General features: G+C 36.5%; 15 protein-coding genes. 10 read left to right on the forward strand and 5 right to left on the reverse strand.

All coding sequences use genetic code 11. The features are described from left to right. Window positions 1-150 precede the first annotated feature (150 nt). Genes BMW39_RS09090 through BMW39_RS09105 form a run of 4 tightly spaced genes read left to right on the forward strand, consistent with a single transcriptional unit; the run spans window position 151 to window position 4,446 of the window. Entirely contained in the window at window positions 151-816 is a 666-nt protein-coding gene (locus BMW39_RS09090) for a hypothetical protein (protein WP_034973982.1), read from the forward strand. A gap of 21 nt (window positions 817-837) precedes the next feature. Then, window positions 838-2,874 carry a hypothetical protein gene (locus BMW39_RS09095; RefSeq protein ID WP_034973984.1) on the forward strand — a complete coding sequence of 679 codons (2,037 nt, stop codon included), beginning with the start codon at window positions 838-840 and terminating at the stop codon, window positions 2,872-2,874. Beyond that, window positions 2,875-4,095, forward strand: coding sequence for a hypothetical protein (locus BMW39_RS09100; RefSeq protein ID WP_034973985.1), 1,221 nt, complete (start codon window positions 2,875-2,877; stop codon window positions 4,093-4,095). It begins immediately after the preceding gene. A 15-nt stretch (window positions 4,096-4,110) separates the two neighbouring features. After that, a complete protein-coding gene (locus BMW39_RS09105; RefSeq protein ID WP_034973986.1) occupies window positions 4,111-4,446 on the forward strand; it encodes a DUF6122 family protein in 336 nt (111 codons plus the stop codon). Between the two features lie 3 nt (window positions 4,447-4,449). Here the strand turns inward: BMW39_RS09105 and BMW39_RS09110 are convergent, their stop codons facing one another. Continuing rightward, entirely contained in the window at window positions 4,450-4,830 is a 381-nt protein-coding gene (locus tag BMW39_RS09110; RefSeq protein WP_034973988.1) for a group III truncated hemoglobin, read from the reverse strand. Between the two features lie 322 nt (window positions 4,831-5,152). On the opposite strand from BMW39_RS09110, the gene BMW39_RS09115 reads away from it, so the two are divergent. The 3 genes from BMW39_RS09115 to BMW39_RS09125 all read left to right on the forward strand — a co-directional run bounded on the left by BMW39_RS09115 (window position 5,153) and on the right by BMW39_RS09125 (window position 6,657). Further along, window positions 5,153-5,644 carry a YkgJ family cysteine cluster protein gene (locus BMW39_RS09115; RefSeq protein WP_034964003.1) on the forward strand — a complete coding sequence of 164 codons (492 nt, stop codon included), beginning with the start codon at window positions 5,153-5,155 and terminating at the stop codon, window positions 5,642-5,644. 98 nt (window positions 5,645-5,742) lie between these two features. Beyond that, window positions 5,743-6,207: a hypothetical protein gene (locus BMW39_RS09120; protein WP_034973989.1), complete on the forward strand. Its 465-nt coding sequence runs from the start codon at window positions 5,743-5,745 to the stop codon at window positions 6,205-6,207. A gap of 156 nt (window positions 6,208-6,363) precedes the next feature. Continuing rightward, window positions 6,364-6,657: a hypothetical protein gene (locus BMW39_RS09125; RefSeq protein ID WP_034973991.1), complete on the forward strand. Its 294-nt coding sequence runs from the start codon at window positions 6,364-6,366 to the stop codon at window positions 6,655-6,657. Window positions 6,658-6,688: 31 nt separating this feature from the next. Here BMW39_RS09125 and hemE read toward each other — a convergent pair whose 3' ends face one another. The 4 genes from hemE to hemA all read right to left on the reverse strand — a co-directional run bounded on the left by hemE (window position 6,689) and on the right by hemA (window position 11,365). Next, window positions 6,689-7,714 carry a uroporphyrinogen decarboxylase gene (gene hemE, locus BMW39_RS09130; RefSeq protein ID WP_034973992.1) on the reverse strand — a complete coding sequence of 342 codons (1,026 nt, stop codon included), beginning with the start codon at window positions 7,712-7,714 and terminating at the stop codon, window positions 6,689-6,691. 597 nt (window positions 7,715-8,311) lie between these two features. Then, the gene (locus BMW39_RS09135; protein WP_034973993.1) at window positions 8,312-8,989 is read right to left on the reverse strand and encodes a uroporphyrinogen-III synthase; all 678 of its coding nucleotides are present in this window, start codon (window positions 8,987-8,989) and stop codon (window positions 8,312-8,314) included. Window positions 8,990-9,198: 209 nt separating this feature from the next. After that, complete coding sequence (hemC, locus tag BMW39_RS09140; RefSeq protein ID WP_034973995.1) at window positions 9,199-10,107, reverse strand: hydroxymethylbilane synthase; 909 nt, start codon at window positions 10,105-10,107, stop codon at window positions 9,199-9,201. 4 nt (window positions 10,108-10,111) lie between these two features. Next, window positions 10,112-11,365 carry a glutamyl-tRNA reductase gene (gene hemA, locus BMW39_RS09145; protein ID WP_034973997.1) on the reverse strand — a complete coding sequence of 418 codons (1,254 nt, stop codon included), beginning with the start codon at window positions 11,363-11,365 and terminating at the stop codon, window positions 10,112-10,114. Between the two features lie 287 nt (window positions 11,366-11,652). On the opposite strand from hemA, the gene BMW39_RS09150 reads away from it, so the two are divergent. Genes BMW39_RS09150 through BMW39_RS09160 form a run of 3 tightly spaced genes read left to right on the forward strand, consistent with a single transcriptional unit; the run spans window position 11,653 to window position 14,052 of the window. Beyond that, window positions 11,653-12,678, forward strand: a complete 1,026-nt coding sequence (locus BMW39_RS09150) for a rod shape-determining protein (RefSeq protein WP_034964011.1) — start codon at window positions 11,653-11,655, stop codon at window positions 12,676-12,678. Between the two features lie 23 nt (window positions 12,679-12,701). Then, complete coding sequence (gene mreC, locus BMW39_RS09155) at window positions 12,702-13,556, forward strand: rod shape-determining protein MreC (RefSeq protein WP_034973999.1); 855 nt, start codon at window positions 12,702-12,704, stop codon at window positions 13,554-13,556. Further along, on the forward strand, window positions 13,546-14,052 hold the full coding sequence (locus BMW39_RS09160; protein ID WP_034974000.1) for a hypothetical protein: 507 nt from the start codon (window positions 13,546-13,548) through the stop codon (window positions 14,050-14,052). Before mreC ends, BMW39_RS09160 begins: the two co-directional genes overlap by 11 nt. Window positions 14,053-14,124 lie beyond the last annotated feature (72 nt).

The following is a 14,124-nucleotide window of genomic DNA, read 5'->3' on the forward strand; positions in this document are numbered from 1 at the left end:
TTAAATATCGGGGAAATTTACAATCACCAGTATTCTTGGCGTAGAAATGGATTCGAAAAATCGAATCGAAGATTATGCTGAATTAAAACGGTAAAAATCTCTTTTCTACTTTGAAAAATTTACCTTTGTTAAAACTCAATTCCTAATTCTGTGAAGATTATCAAATATTTATTTCTTTTCTGCATTTTCCTTAGCCTGACAAGTTGCTTCGATGTTATTGATAAAATAAATATGAAAGCCGATGGAAGTGGAGAATATGCTGTGATTCTGAATGCCAGCAAAAGCAAAACGCGCTTGCAATCCATCTCAAAAATGGAAACCATCAACGGTAAGAAAGTTCCTAAAAAGTCAGAGATTGAAAGTAAAGTGAATCAGGCTTCCAACGTTTTCAAAAGCGTTCCTGGAATCAGCAATGTGAAAACGAGTTTGGACTTTGATAATTTCATTATTAAACTGAGTTGTAACTTCAAGAAAATCGAAAATATCAATTCTGGTTTGGAACAATTGAAAGCCAAAAACATCATCGGAAAAACGGTTCCGACACAATTGTACAAGCAAAATGTTGCTGAGAAAACCTTCATCAGAAACAAAATCGCAAGTTATAAAAACGATTACGACAAGCTGAGCAAAGCTGACAAAGAAGTTTTCAGTGATGCAACTTACACTTCAATTTTACAATTCGAAAACGTGATAAAATCTCAAAGCAACAATTCTTACACAGTTTCGCCCAACAAAAAAGCGATAAAACTGAATGGGAATATTCTGGATTTTATCCTTCAGAAAAAACAAATTCAAAATACCATCTCATTAAATTAATCCAAGAAAAATATTAAAACTATGAAATCAATTTTACTCAAAAAACAACTGGTGTTTTTCTTGATATTTTGTTGCGCTTTTGCGTTTTCTCAAACCAAAATTCAGGTTCCAGCAAACGCCGTTTTCTATATGGAAGTCAATGGAAAACTGCTGAACAGCAAAACCAACTGGCAAAAACTCAATCCAATTTTACAAAATCTGAATAAGAATGACCAAGAGAAACCAACCTGGAAGGACTTCTCGGACACAGGAATTAAAAATGATGCGAAACAGTATCATTATATCAATTTCAATGATTCTATTAAGAGTTACACGGCGCATTTGATTTTGGAAGATGCAACGAAGTTTGTAGAATTCATCAAGGTTTCATCAAAGAAAGAATTGGAAATCACGAAGAAAAACAAATATTCTTACACCAATTTGAATGACGACACTTTTGTAGCTTGGGACGGAAAAAGAGCCGTGATTTCTGGAATTAGTTACACGAAAAAGCTGCCAAAATTCGATTATGATTATGCTGCTGACAGTACAGTTGTTGTAAGTGTGGAAGAGCCGCCGATGATTGATAGTGCCTATGCAGAAGCAGATTCCACTTACTATGAACCAGAAAAACCTTTCAATTACAAAGATGAAATCAAGTATTTGAAAGACGAAATCAAATATACAAAAGAGGATATCAAAAGTCATCAGGACGATATTGCACGGATGCAAAAAGATATCAAATATCTGGAGAAACACCAGAAATATCCGGAAGAGAAAAAATCAACGACGGAATTGGATGAAGTAGCGTCTGCCAAACCGACTGAGGAATATGATGAGGAAGCAGAAGATTTGGCTTATCAAAAAGAAATGGATTCTATCAAAGCGGAAGATTTTAAAATCGTGAAAGCCTTTGCAGAATTGGATTTTGACAGATATTTTGATTCCAATATGGAAGTGGAGGTTCCAAAAGAATTTGTTAAATTCCAGGACGGGAATTCGGATGTTTTCGTTTATTCCAATTATGGAGAGATAGTCAAAAATGGTGCTTATAAAGATTTGGCGAAGCTTTACAATTTTGGGGATTTAATTGATAATCTGTACAATTCCAATTCGTCTTACAATTTGTATTTTGATAAAAATAAAGTAAAAGTAATCAGTAATTATCAACACAAAGACAGCGAAATTCAGAAGCGTTTTTCAGCGCTTTACAATGGTAAGAAGAATAAAAAACTAATGTCCCTGATTTCCGACAAAAGTGTTGGTTATTATGCAATAAACGTTGACGGACACAAGTATTTTGATTTGATGTACAGCTTGTTCGAAAGCAAAAATGATACGGGAAAATATCAAAAAGAACTGGAACTGATGATGGAAACGATTAAGATAGTTCTGGACGAAGAAGCCATCTCAAAAATCGCTCCCGGAAACGGCGTTTTTGTGTTGAATGCGCTGAATACCAAAAAGGTAGAATACACAGATTATGAATATGATGATAGCTTCAACGACAAAGAAATTAAGAAAACTAAGGATGTTGTTGTTCCAGATTTCACCTTTGCTTTTGCGACTGAGAACGAAAATTACTGGAAACGTGTTTTCGAAGTGTTGACAACGAACAAAGAATTGTCACAGAAGTTTTCTAAGAATGGCGATATCTATTATCTGAAAAAAGACCAAAAAAACAGCAATTATATTGACCAAGTTTATTTCACGGTAAAAGATAACATTGTTTATTTGACAACATCTCTGGAGAATCTGGTTCCTAAAAAGCAATCTTCAGTTTCGCAAAAATGGGCGAAAGATGCGGCAAAACATCCTTCCTCGGGAACAATCAATATGCAGCGATTGTTGCAAGGTTTGGAGAAGGAATTCACAACGATTTCTCAGAAAGAAGGATTTAACCTTTTCCGAAAAAATATCGGTGATGTCTATTTTAAAAGTGAGGTGAAAAAAGAAAGTATTGAAACAGAATTCAACTACACCACGCCAAATTCTTCCGAAAATAGTTTGATGTATTTCTTCGATTTTTGTAACGATTTGATTAAGATTTCTGAGAAAGAAACGTCAACCGCTTTGTAAATGAAAAGAGCAATCATCCTTCTTGCAGTCCTTTTTTTTGTCGCGGTTGTCGGCTATTTTTTCTGGTCTCTGAAGGATAAGGATTTGAAGGCGGTTCCAAGAAATGCAGATGTTTTGGTTTTGGTCGATTCTAAAAAATTGTCAGAAGAATACATTTTGACTTTACTAAAAAATCCTTCCAAATGGTTTGAAACTTCAAAAGGTTCTTTTAAAAATAGTGGCGTAGAAGTTCCGGATTATGTTCAGATTTTTCATTTAAAAGGCACGAGTTTCTCTGAATGGTACAGCATTTTTGAAGTTTCTGATAAAGAAAAACTTGTCAAATTTTTGAACGAGAAAGGTTTTAAATTAATTAAAAACAACCTTTACAAAAAGGACCAATTTTCTGTAAAAATCGAAGCTTCGAAGTGTGTTGTAGGATTTTCAAATTCAAACTTTGATAAGACGACAGCGGAGATTTTCAATTCAAAATTCAAAAATTTGTACGCTGATGAATTGATTAATAACTCGATTGCTAGCGTTTCCTACTTTGCCAAATCCAAGATTCAAAAGTTTGCAGTTTATTTGAATGATGAAAATATCGAAATCAAAACGAAAAGTTTAGACGACCATCTCACATCGATGATTTCAGATTTGGACAAACAAACGTCATTTTTGAAGTTAGAGTTGGATTCAACCAACGTAAAATTTGCATCCGCATTATTCAATAAAAAACTGAGCGATTCCATTAAAATCAATTCGCTTTCTGCCGTTGCAGAACTGGAAATGGTGAAAGATAAAATCATCAGTTATAGCTACGACGATGATTTCAATGAAGTGGAAAAGGTGAGTTATCAGCAGATTCTTCAACCTAATTTTTCCATCAATTTGCAAAGTTGGGAATCGGAAAATCTGTGGTTGTATTTCCAGCAGAAGAATTGGATTAATGCTCAAATTCAGTTCACGCCAATTCCGTTTCAGCCAAATGTCATTAAGAAAAACGGAAGCGACATTTCAATTAGTTCTACAAAAAAAGCAATAGATTTTGGACAGCGTTTTTCCGGCAATTATGTTTTTATCAAAAATAATCCGTTATTAATCAATTCAGTAAAATCGCTTTCTGCTTCGGAAAAGAAAGCCATTTCGAATATCGATTACAGTTTTTATGGCAACAAAGGCGATTATTATTACTTGAAAATTAACTTTAAAAAAGAAAAATTACCACTTATTTTGAGATGGTAAAATGATAGAGATTAGATGGATTATTTAGAGTTTTTCCCTTTACGGACGGCGGTTCATTACTTTTTACACTTCATTTTCCCCGTCGTGATTGCCTATGTTTTTTTCAGGAAAGATTGGCGAAAAGCTTATCTGATTATGTTGGGAACGATGCTTGTGGATGCAGACCATCTTCTCAGTACGCCGATTTTTGCACCAGAACGACTCAGTATAAATTTCCATCTATTCCACACGTATTGGGCGATGGGAATTTATGTTTTGCTTTTGTTTTTCAAAGGTGTTCCAAGAATTATTGGCGTCGGATTACTATTTCATATGTTGACGGATTGGATTGATTTTCAGTTGATAATGTGATAATTAATTTCCTCTCGCGTTCGCCATTTTGTGATTCATAATTCTGGCAATGTTCAAAGCTCTCGCAATTGCTGTTTCAGTATTTTCGCCTTCAAAATTTTCGTGAATCGTTTCTTCCCAAATCTGCAACCAACGGTTAAAATGTCTTTCTTCCAACGCAGAAACTTCGTTGATTGGAAAATGAACCCGCATTGGATTGCCTTCATAAACTGGATTTCCCAAGAGAATGCTTTCCCAGAAATTGTACATTTTCGGCAGATGTTTACTCAGGTCGATTTTCGCGATGTCTGTAAAGAAAAATCCAATCAAATCGTCTTTTATCACTTTGTCGTAGAACTTATTGACCAAAATTTCTATGTCTTCACGTGTAGTAATATCTTTCATTTTGACTTTTTATTATTAATGAAATCGCCGTCTGATTTGTGATTAGCAATTTCATTATCACAAAGTTATGGGTTTTGAAAAGACGAAAAATAGGATTAATGTCAGTTTTTTTTATATTTGAAAAAAATTAATAATGTTCACTTTCACTGTTTTACCAACTTTGGTAATCATAACTTTTATTATTGTAGTCCTTTATAAACATTTTGTAAAGAAGGATAGGCAAGACTTGAAGTCATCTTTTCTATTTGCTTTATTTTTTTCAGCAATCTGGGGCGGATTATATTACTTGGTTTTTTCTTAATAAAACCATTAGTTTTGCAAAATGGATGTTGATTTCTATAAAAAGCAAGCCCAACTAAAACAAAAAGACCACAGAAAATTTCTGGACGGACTCAAAAAGAAACCGCCAAAAAATTTGGATTATTTGGTGGTAGAAAAGCACGAGGAAACTTTTCGCGAAATCGATTGCCTTGGTTGCGCCAATTGTTGCAAAACCACAGGTCCGCTTTACGTAGAAAAAGACATCGAACGGATTTCCAAACATCTGCGAATGAAGCCCGCAGATTTCGAAGCCAAATTTCTGAGAGTGGATGAAGACCAAGACAAAGTTTTGCAAAATTTGCCTTGTTTTTTCCTGAATGATGACAACACTTGTTCCATCTACGACGTTCGCCCAAAAGCCTGTCGAGAATATCCGCACACAGACCGAAAAAAGATTTACCAAATCAATAATCTCACGATTCAAAACACTTTGATTTGCCCTGCGACATACGTCTTTGTGGAGAAACTAAAGAAGGTCTTGGAGAAGAATTAAAATTTCTTAAATAAGTTAAAGTTTGATATTTTTTTCATTTTCATAATTTGTGGTTTGATATTTGGCATTGATTATCAAATCATTAAAAATAAAGTATTATGAAAAAGTTAATCACAGCAACAGCTTTTATAATGTTTGGGACAATGTTTATCACCGCTCAAACCACTCAGAAAAGCGATAAGAAAGTAAGAATGGCAGAAAAACCAGCCAGCAGTACAGAAATGAAATTGGAAACCCAAGTTCAACCCAATGGAATGAACAGAACGGTGGACACAGCGACTATGAACAACAGGTCGAAAATGCAGACCAATCCAAACAGACTGCAACAAAATCAAACAACGCCAAACAACGGAACTTTACAAAATCCAAGTACAACGTTGCCAAACAATGGGACTTTACAAAATCCAAATACAACGTTACCAAATAATGGGACTCTACAAAATCCTAATACAACCTTACCGAATAACGGAACTTTGCAAAATCCAGGCACAACGACTCCTAACAATTCTACCAATCCACAACAGCCATTGAGTCCAACAAACCCGATGACTCCAAGTAGATAATCTTAGGTTTAAGTTCAAAAATAAAACCAGTGCAATTCGCTCTGGTTTTTTTATTTGGTGATTTCAGGTTTTGTCATTTTTAATTGTTCAAATCTTACTTCATATAAGTTGGTTTGATATTTGGCTTGACTAATCAAATCATTAAAATAAATCATTATGAAAAAGATAATAACAACCGCAACATTTCTCGTTTTTGGAACGATGTTGACGATGGCGCAAACTACAAAGAAGAAAGAAACAAAATCGACCACAACAAGAACAGAAATGAGAGCGAAATCAACAGCTCAGCAAAACAATACGCCAAAAATGGTTGATACTGTTAATATTGAACAAAGACAAAAAGAGGCAGATGGAAAAATAATCAGTCCTGATGGACCACACGGAGATGGCTTGACAGACGAAGCTACAAAACCTTCACAAATACATCCACGACCAGGACAAACGGAATAAAAAAACCAGAGCAAATCGCTCTGGTTTTTGTTTATGCTTTCCAATCTACAACAGCCTTTATAAAAGCTTCTGCATTTTCAACTGGAATATTGGGTAAAATCCCGTGTCCGAGATTCACAATGTATTTATCTTTTCCAAAACGGTCAATCATCTCGTGAACCATTTTCCGAATCGTCGCCGGCGTCGAGTGCAATCTCGATGGGTCAAAATTCCCCTGAAGCGTCACCGAATTATTCGTGAATTGTCTCGCCAATTCTGGAGTAATCGTCCAGTCAACGCCCAAAGCAGACGCTTTAGATTTCGTCATATCTTCCAACGCAAACCAACAGCCTTTCCCGAAAACCACAACGTGCGTCAACGGCGCGAGAGCTTCCACGATTTGATTGATATATTGCCAAGAAAACTCCTGATAATCAGCCGGCGAAAGCATTCCGCCCCAACTGTCAAAAACCTGAACTGCAGAAACACCTTTCTCCACTTTTCGTTTCAAATAAGCAATCGTCGTGTCCGTAATTTTCTGCAATAATTTGTGTGCCGCTTCCGTTTGCAGGAAGCAAAAAGACTTCGCAATATTGAAATCCTTAGAACCTCTTCCTTCAATACAATAGCAGAAAATCGTCCAAGGACTTCCGGCAAAACCAATCAACGGAATCTCATTGTCCAGCTTTTCCAACGTCATTTCTATCGCATCGAAAACATAACCCAAAGTTTCATTCACGTCCGGAACTATCACATCGTCAACTTGTTGAGCGGTTCTGATAGGTTCGTCCAACCAAGGTCCTACGGATTCCTTCATTTTGAAATCAATGCCCATCGCTTGCGGAACCACCAAGATGTCCGAGAACAAAATCGCCGCGTCCAAAGGAAATCTTCTAATCGGCTGAACCGTAATTTCCGAGGCCAATTCCGGCGTCTGGCATCTGGTGAAAAAGTCGTATTTGTCGCGCAACGCAATGAATTCCGGCAAGTATCTTCCGGCTTGTCTCATCATCCACACAGGCGGTCTTTCCACGGTTTCGCCTCGCAAGGCCTTCAGGTATAGGTCGTTCTTTATCATTTTCTTAAATTATTTTTGGGCGCCTTTTTCCGCCTTCCGTTCCCAATCTTTTTGCCCGGGCTTTTCCAGCCACAAAAAAGGATTTCCACTCAAGTCGGGGCGCGCTTCGCAAAGTTTAGCGTTTAGTCTTCCAAATCAGCTTTCCCAAAAGTTGAACTTTCCTTAGAAATCAGTTTTAAATTATTTATTTTTTTTGAACTGTTGTAAAATATGCAACACTTCAAAACTTCTTCAATTCAAGTTATTGCAAAATATGCAACAACTTAGAGCCTGTTTAAAAATGATTAAAAAATAAAATTTTCAAAGCATTTTTCTTTTCCCCAACCCTAAAGGGTGGAAAAACGCCTTGAAAATTTCATCAAAATTACTCCCTTTAGGGTCAGGGAAAATAATTTTGATGAAATTTAAACAGGCTCTTATAATGCACTATCAATTATCAATTGCGTCGGGCTTCAGCCCGATGTCGAAAATTGACAGCTATTGGGCTTTAGCCAAATTTAAAATAGGTTTGGGCTAAAGCCATTTTTTATTCTAACCTTTTAAAAAACGGGCTAAAGCCCATTCCTATTGATTTTTTTTAAAATAATTATTACAAGCTTAGATTGTTAGATTTAGCGAAATCAAATTCAACAAATCCGACAAGGTGTTTTTATGACTTGTAATTATTTTATTTTCAGTGAGTTTTTTCAATTCTGAAGTCGTCGTTTTTCCAATCGAAAAAATCTTCAAATCCTCAAAACCGTTGAACTTCGCAAAACTACGAACTCCACTCGGACTGAAGAAAACCACAACCTGATATTTCTCATTGATTTTCGGAAATAGCAATTCGGTCTTATAAACAGGGATTTTCTTGTAAGAAATATTTTGCAACGGCAATTTCTCATCCAAAACATCCAAAGCCAAATCGCCACAAAAATGCAAGAACTTTTCATTCACAGAATTTTCTGTTATGAATTGTGACAGTTCGCTCGCATTCTTACAAAGCTTGAAAGTCCCAAAATTATGTTTCCTCAATTCCTTTTTAGTCTGCGAACCAACGGCGTAGATTTTATTATAATTCTTCTCAGCTAAATTTTCATTTGCATCAAAACCATTTTCAAAGAAAGCTTTCACGCCATTCACACTTGTGAAAATCAAGGAATAATTCTTCAAACCGAAAGTTTTCGTTTTAATGAATTCCGTTTTGATGACCTCCACAAAATCAACCAACACTTCCGTTCCCAATTTGTCAGCAACTTCTTTTTTGTCCAATGATTTTGTAAAAAGGATTTTCATATTTAAAAAGTCTTCGAGAACCTCAGACTGACATTGCTAAAACATTATTTTGCCATTCCGTAGGAATCTCGACAGCACTTGATTTCTAATCTCTGTATTCTTTGTGAAATTTTTACCACAAGGTTCACTAAGTTTTTTCACGAGGACCACAAGGCTTATTTAATTTGTGCACTTTGTGAAATCCTTTGTGCCTATTGTGGTTGAATATTTTACAAACTTTTTCGAATTTCGTCCATCAATTCCTTCCCGCCGTTTTCCAAAACCTTCAAAGCCAATTTCGCTCCAAAATTCTCAGAATCATTCCAGTCAAAAATCTCGTCTGTTTCGATGCAATCTTTTCCATCAAGCGAACAAAGTCTTCCAACAAAGCGGATTTGATTTCCAATCAATTCGGCTTTTGCACCAATCGGCGCTGTACAGCCACCTTCCAAAGTTTTCAGGAATTCTCTTTCTATCGTAATGCAAATCTCAGTTTCCTTATGAGAAATCGATTTTAAAATAGCACTCAATTCAGGATTATCAATTTTGTTGGCGATTGCAACCACACCTTGCGATGGCGCTTGCAACAAAAATGGGATTTGTTCATATTCTACATCCAGATTCATTCTTTTGATTCCGGCTAATGAAAAAATCGTCGCATCTGCAACGCCGTCATCCAGTTTTTTCAATCGTGTCTGAACATTTCCTCTGATGTCTGTGAATTCAGTTTCCGGAAATTCCTTCAACCAAAAAGCGCGTCTTCTTAAACTACTGGTTGCAATTTTCAAAGTATTCAAATCCAAAGCTTCCGCATCTTTATTTCTCACCAAAACATCTTCCGGAAAATCTCTTTCCAAAACCGCAGAAATCTGAACATTTTCAGGCAAAAGCGTCGGAACATCTTTCAAAGAATGAACGGCAATATCAATCTCATCATTAAGCAAAGCAATGTCCAAATCTTTCGTGAAAATTCCTGTGATTCCCAATGCGTAAAGCGGTTGGTTCAGGTTTTTGTCGCCAGAACTGATGATTGGAACGATTTCAGTTTGTAATCCAAGATTCTGAAGTTTAGCTTCAACTTCGTGAGCCTGCCAAAGTGCAAGCGGACTATTTCTGGTTCCTATTCTTATGATTTTCATTGTCTTACTGTTTGTGGATGTCGAGGATTTCCTCCATCAATTTTGTGATTTCGTCGGCGCGGGAAGGGTTTTCCATAATATATTTCGCAAATCGATTCGTGATTTTCTGAACCAGATTGTTGGACAGTTCCATATCCTCGATTTTGGCGTAATGGAATTTCTTATGAATATTGTGCATTTCGTTTTCCTCGATTTTCTTCAAAGAATTTTTGAAATGGTTGATTTGTGGTGCAAGTTTTCTTTTCTTTTCCCAATCTGCAAACTCCTTCGCCATTTCCTTGATGATGCCTTCCGCTTTCGGGATTTCCTTCTTGCGTTGTTCCATCGTTTCCTGGATGGTTTGCGAAAGTTGGTCCACGTCTATCAACGTCACGTTTTCCAATTTCCCGATTTCTTTCTGAACGTTGTTCGGCATAGAAAGGTCGATGACAACCATTTCCTTGTTTTTAGGGAAATTAGTTTCATCAATAATATATTTCTGAGCGCCAGTTGCAACGATTAGAACATCGGTTTGTTTCAATTCTTCTGGGAACGTTTCAAAATCGATTTGAGGAATATTGTATTTGTCGGCAATTTTCTCCGCTTTTTCGAAAGAGCGGTTGGCGATTTTTATTTTGGGCTGATAAATGTGCTTTACAAGATTTTCAATCGTGTTCTGGCCAATTTCTCCAACACCGAGAAGCAAAATATTCTTCTCGTGAATGTGTTTTGTATTATTTAAAATATAATGAACCGCCGCGTAAGAAACCGAAGCTGAACCTGTGCTGATTCCCGTTTCATTCTTGATTCTCTTCGAAATTTGAATCGAGGAATTGATGGCGCGTTCCAAATAGGGATTAGAAAAATCTTTATATTTTTTGAATCGATGATAAGCATTCTTGATTTGAGAAACAATCTCGAAATCACCAATAATTTGGCTTTCCAATCCAGCTGCGACGCGGAAAAGATGGAACAATGCATCTTCTCTTTGAAGGACATTCACATAGTTCAAAAACTCGGAAAGAGAGACTCCAACTGTGTTGCAATAGAGTTCTGCGATGTGAAGATAATTCTTTGTAGTAGAGTAGATTTCGGTCCTGTTGCAAGTGGAAACAACGAACGCGTCACCGTAATCCTGCTCGTGGATTTGATTCACAAAAGCTTTGATATGGTCATCAAAAAACGCAAATCTTCCCCGTGTTTCTGCATCGGCTTTTTCATAACTGATGCTAAGAACGGCGAAATCTGATGTCTGGTGAAATTTATTTTTTGTGCTCATTTTCAGCTTGCAAATTTACAATATTTAATACAAAGACTCTTTCCGAATATCATTTTCGGGAATTGATAAAATCTATATCATTTCAATCATATGATATAAAGAATAATAAAGTATGTGTGGATTTGATGAGAGAGTAATAATTTTTGATTTTGCAATTGATATTCAGATTTCTTAGACAAGATAAATTATTGAAATTTTAAGGAAATTTTAACCAAATTATTTTTAATTCAAGATAGAGAATGCTTCGAAATTTATATCTTTGTAAACTTAATAATTACTGAACGAAAATGGGTATAATGGATATGTTTACGCAAGAGATTGCGATCGACTTGGGAACTGCGAACACACTTATCATACACAACAACAAAATAGTTGTGGATCAGCCATCTATCGTAGCGATAGAGCGCTCTTCTGGCAAGCCGATTGCCGTAGGTGAGCAAGCAAAACATATGCAAGGAAAGACCCATGAGGATATCAAAACCATCCGTCCATTGAAAGATGGTGTGATTGCCGATTTCCACGCGTCAGAACATATGATCAAGGAATTCATCAAACAAATTCCGGGCATCAAAGGAAAGTTTTTTCAGCCAGCGCTTAGGATTGTGATCTGTATCCCTTCAGGAATTACAGAGGTTGAGAAAAGAGCGGTAAGAGATTCAGCACAAAAAGTAAACGCCAAAGAAGTTCGCTTGATCTATGAGCCAATGGCGGCTGCAATAGGAGTTGGAATCGATGTTCAGAAACCAGAAGGTAATATGATCATCGACATAGGTGGTGGAACTACGGAAATTGCCGTGGTTGCATTAGGAGGAATCGTTTGTGATAAATCTGTGAAAATTGCAGGTGACGTTTTCACGAATGATATTGCTTATTATTTAAGAACACATCATAATTTATACATCGGAGAAAGAACGGCGGAAAGAATCAAAATTGAAGTTGGTTCTGCGGTTGAAGAGTTGGATGTTCCAATCGATGATATCCCTGTACAAGGTCGTGATCTGATTACTGGGAAGCCAAAGGAAATCATGGTGAACTATAAAGAAATTGCAAAAGCACTTGATAAATCTATCATCAGAATCGAGGATGCGGTAATGGAAACATTGTCATTGACGCCTCCGGAATTGGCGGCTGATATCTACAAAACTGGGATTTATCTTGCTGGTGGTGGAGCGCTTCTAAGAGGTTTGGCAGACAGACTTCACAGAAAAACGGGACTTCCTGTTTTCGTGGCAGAAGATCCTTTGAGAGCGGTGGTTAGAGGAACCGGTATCGCTCTTAAGAATATGAACAAATTCAATTTCCTTATCAAGTAATTAAGATTTTCTCAAGTTTTTAGATGGGTGCTTTGCTGAGATTTTTTTCTAAGAATGCTTTGTTTGCGTTCTTTGTATTCTTGCAATTGGTTGCAATTGTACTTATTTTCAGCAAAAATTCTATGCAGCAAAGTTTCATTGCGGCTAGGACTGCGGCGTTCAATTCTTGGGTTTCTGGATATATCGATGAGGGAACTTCTTATCTGAAATTGAAACAAATCAATGAAGATCTTGTGACCCAGAACAAAGCTTTGATGTTGGAACTTTACGGCAAAGATAAAGTGGCCAAACCCAATTTTCGAAAAGTTTACGATACAATCGGCGGCGGACAGATCTACACTTTTGTAGATGGAGAAGTGGTTTTCAACAGCATCAATAGAAGAGATAATTATTACACGATTAACCGCGGACGTCTGCAAGGCGTGAGTTCCAATATGGGCGTTATAGCTCCGAAAGGAATTGCCGGGATTGTCATCAATACTACAGATAATTATTCATTGGTCAAATCGATTCTGAGTGTCAATAAGATCAAGATAAGTGCTTCGCTCAAGAAGTCTGGTTACTTCGGAACACTGTCCTGGAAAGGCGATGACACGAGAACAATGACACTTTCCGACATTCCAAAATATGTTCCTTTAAAAGTGGGTGACACCGTTGTAACTGATGGTAAATCCTCAATTTTCCCAGCCGGAATTTTGGTTGGAACCATAGCAGGTTACGAGGTTGACAGCAAAACGGGATTCTGGGATATCTCTGTAGAACTTAGCGAGAAGATCGGGAAATTAAGCAAAGTTTTTGTCGTCCGAAATCTGAAAAAATCCGAAGTTCAAAAAATTGATGATTCATTAAAAGTTCAAATTAAGAAAGATGATCAGTAGAAACGTTGTATCAGATCTGGTTTTGATCGCATTGTTGACGGCTTTTCAGATCTTCATTCTGAACAGAATTGCCTTGTTCGGACAATATATTCCCGTACTTTATCCTGTTTTTGTGATGTTCTATCCGTTCTTCAGAAACAGATTTCATTTTTTAGCTTTAAGTTTTATCTTGGGATTATGCGTGGATGCATTTTTAGGAACCTGGGGAATCAATGCGTTCGCAACTACCGTTGTGGCGTACTTCAGAACGATCATCTTCCGAACTTCTACAGACACGACCACAGATTTTTTCTCTTTCCAAGGGATACAATGGACACAATTCATCTTTTTTATTGTGACCAGTATTTTCATCCATCAACTTTTGGTGCAGTACATCGAGTTCTTTAAGTTCGACAGATTTTTTGAAATTTTATTTAATGTAATAGTTACCAGTATAATTTCGTTTGTATTTATATTAGCCTATGCATTAGCTTTTAAGATCAAGCAAAAAGTCTGAAACTAGAATGTACATAACCAAACAAAAGCTTTCACATTGAGGTTGCATATGTCCTCAGGAATAATTTTAAAG

The sequence above is a fragment of the Epilithonimonas lactis genome, from assembly GCF_900110605.1.
Classification (GTDB): domain Bacteria; phylum Bacteroidota; class Bacteroidia; order Flavobacteriales; family Weeksellaceae; genus Epilithonimonas; species Epilithonimonas lactis.

What these genes read in the sequence shown, in the direction of transcription:
- BMW39_RS09095 (WP_034973984.1), top strand. Translation starts at nt 838, where the DNA reads ATGAAATCAATTTTACTCAAAAAACAACTGGTGTTTTTCTTGATATTT.
- BMW39_RS09100 (WP_034973985.1), top strand. Translation starts at nt 2,875, where the DNA reads ATGAAAAGAGCAATCATCCTTCTTGCAGTCCTTTTTTTTGTCGCGGTT.
- BMW39_RS09105 (WP_034973986.1), top strand. Translation starts at nt 4,111, where the DNA reads ATGGATTATTTAGAGTTTTTCCCTTTACGGACGGCGGTTCATTACTTT.
- BMW39_RS09110 (WP_034973988.1), bottom strand. Translation starts at nt 4,830, where the DNA reads ATGAAAGATATTACTACACGTGAAGACATAGAAATTTTGGTCAATAAG.
- BMW39_RS09115 (WP_034964003.1), top strand. Translation starts at nt 5,153, where the DNA reads ATGGATGTTGATTTCTATAAAAAGCAAGCCCAACTAAAACAAAAAGAC.
- BMW39_RS09120 (WP_034973989.1), top strand. Translation starts at nt 5,743, where the DNA reads ATGAAAAAGTTAATCACAGCAACAGCTTTTATAATGTTTGGGACAATG.
- BMW39_RS09125 (WP_034973991.1), top strand. Translation starts at nt 6,364, where the DNA reads ATGAAAAAGATAATAACAACCGCAACATTTCTCGTTTTTGGAACGATG.
- hemE (WP_034973992.1), bottom strand. Translation starts at nt 7,714, where the DNA reads ATGATAAAGAACGACCTATACCTGAAGGCCTTGCGAGGCGAAACCGTG.
- BMW39_RS09135 (WP_034973993.1), bottom strand. Translation starts at nt 8,989, where the DNA reads ATGAAAATCCTTTTTACAAAATCATTGGACAAAAAAGAAGTTGCTGAC.
- hemC (WP_034973995.1), bottom strand. Translation starts at nt 10,107, where the DNA reads ATGAAAATCATAAGAATAGGAACCAGAAATAGTCCGCTTGCACTTTGG.
- hemA (WP_034973997.1), bottom strand. Translation starts at nt 11,365, where the DNA reads ATGAGCACAAAAAATAAATTTCACCAGACATCAGATTTCGCCGTTCTT.
- BMW39_RS09150 (WP_034964011.1), top strand. Translation starts at nt 11,653, where the DNA reads ATGGGTATAATGGATATGTTTACGCAAGAGATTGCGATCGACTTGGGA.
- mreC (WP_034973999.1), top strand. Translation starts at nt 12,702, where the DNA reads ATGGGTGCTTTGCTGAGATTTTTTTCTAAGAATGCTTTGTTTGCGTTC.
- BMW39_RS09160 (WP_034974000.1), top strand. Translation starts at nt 13,546, where the DNA reads ATGATCAGTAGAAACGTTGTATCAGATCTGGTTTTGATCGCATTGTTG.